The 2,121-nt window shown below is 63.9% G+C and carries 2 protein-coding genes and 2 pseudogenes; 3 read left to right on the top strand and 1 reads right to left on the bottom strand.

Translation table 11 applies throughout. The annotated features are described in order from the left end of the window. The 3 genes and pseudogenes from EN884_RS34085 to EN884_RS34095 form a co-directional block, all read left to right on the top strand. Nucleotides 1-191 (top strand): annotated as a pseudogene (locus tag EN884_RS34085) (glycosyl transferase); the annotation flags it as partial. Beyond that, a complete protein-coding gene (locus tag EN884_RS34090) occupies nucleotides 188-982 on the top strand; it encodes a WecB/TagA/CpsF family glycosyltransferase (RefSeq protein WP_063170060.1) in 795 nt (264 codons plus the stop codon). The pseudogene EN884_RS34085 and the gene EN884_RS34090, both read left to right, overlap by 4 nt. Beyond that, on the top strand, nucleotides 979-1,902 hold the full coding sequence (locus EN884_RS34095) for a DUF6492 family protein (RefSeq protein ID WP_063170061.1): 924 nt from the start codon (nucleotides 979-981) through the stop codon (nucleotides 1,900-1,902). Before EN884_RS34090 ends, EN884_RS34095 begins: the two co-directional genes overlap by 4 nt. An 80-nt stretch (nucleotides 1,903-1,982) precedes the next feature. Here the strand turns inward: EN884_RS34095 and EN884_RS39920 are convergent. Beyond that, a pseudogene (locus tag EN884_RS39920) lies at nucleotides 1,983-2,121 on the bottom strand (lipopolysaccharide biosynthesis protein); the annotation flags it as partial.

A 2,121-nucleotide genomic window follows, 5' to 3' on the forward strand; every position in this document is an offset into this window, starting at 1 on the left:
ACCACCGTCCTTCCAATTGCGTCGTCACCGACGATCCCGTTGCCTTCGCCAGGGCGCTCGAGGCTGCGGCGGCCGACATCCGCGACGTTGACGGCAGCGCGTTCCGGGGCTCGCAGGTCAAGGCGCTCGACGCTGCCATCCGGCTCGGCCTCGAAAAGCTCGCCCCTCTCAGGCAGGAGGCGTTTGCATGAACATGCATTCCGCCCGCGCCGCGTTCGGGCTCGACACGCTGAAGACGATTCTTGGCATCCCGGTGGTTGCGGTCCGCTGGAACGATGCCATCGCCCTGCTGAACCGGCTGATTGCCGAGCGGCGCTTCACCAAGGTCAGTTTCCTCAACGCCCACAATGCCAACATCGCCTATACCGACCCGGTGTTCGCCGAAGCACTCGATGATTTCCTCATCCTGCCCGACGGCATCGGCATCGATCTGGCGGCGAGGCTCCTCTACGGGGCGCCGTTTCCCGACAATCTCAATGGTACCGATTTCGTCCCGGCCTTCCTGCAGGCCTCGACGACGCCGCTGACCGTCGGGCTGCTCGGCGCGACGCGCGTCAACGCAGAAGCGGCGTCGGTCAAGCTGGCGGCACTGGCCGTGCAGCACCGGTTCGTGGTGATCCATGACGGCTATTTCCCCCCTTCGCAGGAGCAGGAAATCGTCGACCGGATTGCCGCGCTTCGGCCCGACGTGCTGCTCGTGGCCATGGGCGTGCCGCGCCAGGAATTGTGGATCGAACGCCATATCGACGCGCGCCATTGCACGCTGCCGATCGCCGTCGGCGCGTTGCTTGATTTCCTGAGCGGCGCGGTGCCCCGCGCGCCCTTGTGGATGCGCCGGCTGCGGCTCGAATGGCTGTTCCGGTTGGCTGTCGAGCCGGGCCGCCTGTGGCGCCGCTATGTGGTCGGCAACCCGCTGTTCCTGCTGCGCGTCGTCAGGCAGAAATTCTCGCTTGCGCCCGAAGCCGCGGGAGATACCAAATGAACAGCAGGTTCGTGCCAGGTGCCGCTGTCGAGCCAAGCCCGCTTCGGCAGACACCGACGGCGGCCATCGTGACGGCAAGCTATGCGCCCGATTTCGAGCGCTGTCGCCTGCTGTGCGAGACACTTGATCGCCATGTTTCCGGCGCGGCGCACCATTACATCCTGGTCGAGCATCGCGATGTCGGCCTGTTTCGCCAATTGGAAACCGGCCGCCGCACGGTGGTCGACGAGCGGGAATTGCTGCCGCGCTGGCTGCACGCCTTCGACGATCCGTTCAGCCTGTTTCGCCGGCGCGTCTGGCTCAGCCTGAAGACCCAGCCGCTGCGCGGCTGGCATGTGCAGCAGTTGCGCCGCATCGCCATATCAGCGCATGCATCTCAAGACGTGCTCATCTTCTGCGATTCCGATGTTGCCTTCCTGAAACCTTTCGACTGCGGCGCCTTCTGGCGCGACGACAAGGTGCGCCTGTTCCGCCGCGACGGTGTGCTGGCGGACGAAGGTCATGAGGAGCATCGCATCTGGTCGCGCAACGCCGGCTCGGCACTCGGCATCGACCCGTCCCGGACGTCGAACCATGACTACATCTCGACGCTGATCGCGTGGCGGCGCGACACCGTGCTGGCGATGTGCGGTGCGATCGAAAGGGTCCATGGTCGCAACTGGGTCGAGGTCGTCGGCTCGGCACGCAAATTCTCCGAATGCATGATCTACGGCCGCTATGTCGACGATCTGCTGGACGGAGCCGGCCACTTCCACGGTTCCGAAGAGTTCTGCCGCGTGCACTGGACCGGCGAAGCGCTTTCGGATGACGAGTTCCGCCGCTTCGTTGCCGCCATGGCGCCGGAGCAGGTGGCGATCGGCATGCAATCCTTCATCGGCACCGATATCGGCCGCATCCGCCGTCTGATTGGGTTGGATTAGATCATCCCGAAAAGCGGAAACCGGTTTTCTCGGACAAACGATTTCCGTTTGTCCAGAAGTCATGCACAAATGAGAAAGCCCTATACGGGCTTTGCCGGCTTGCGCATCGCCGAATAGGTGAGCAGCGTCGAGGCGAGATACAGAAGCAGGAAGACGACATTGAGCGACAGCACCAGCTTCGGCGTGTCGAGGATGGTCGTCAGCACATAAGTCAGCAAC

This window comes from Mesorhizobium sp. M7A.F.Ca.AU.001.01.1.1 (assembly GCF_004022735.1).
In the GTDB taxonomy this organism is placed as follows: domain Bacteria; phylum Pseudomonadota; class Alphaproteobacteria; order Rhizobiales; family Rhizobiaceae; genus Mesorhizobium; species Mesorhizobium ciceri.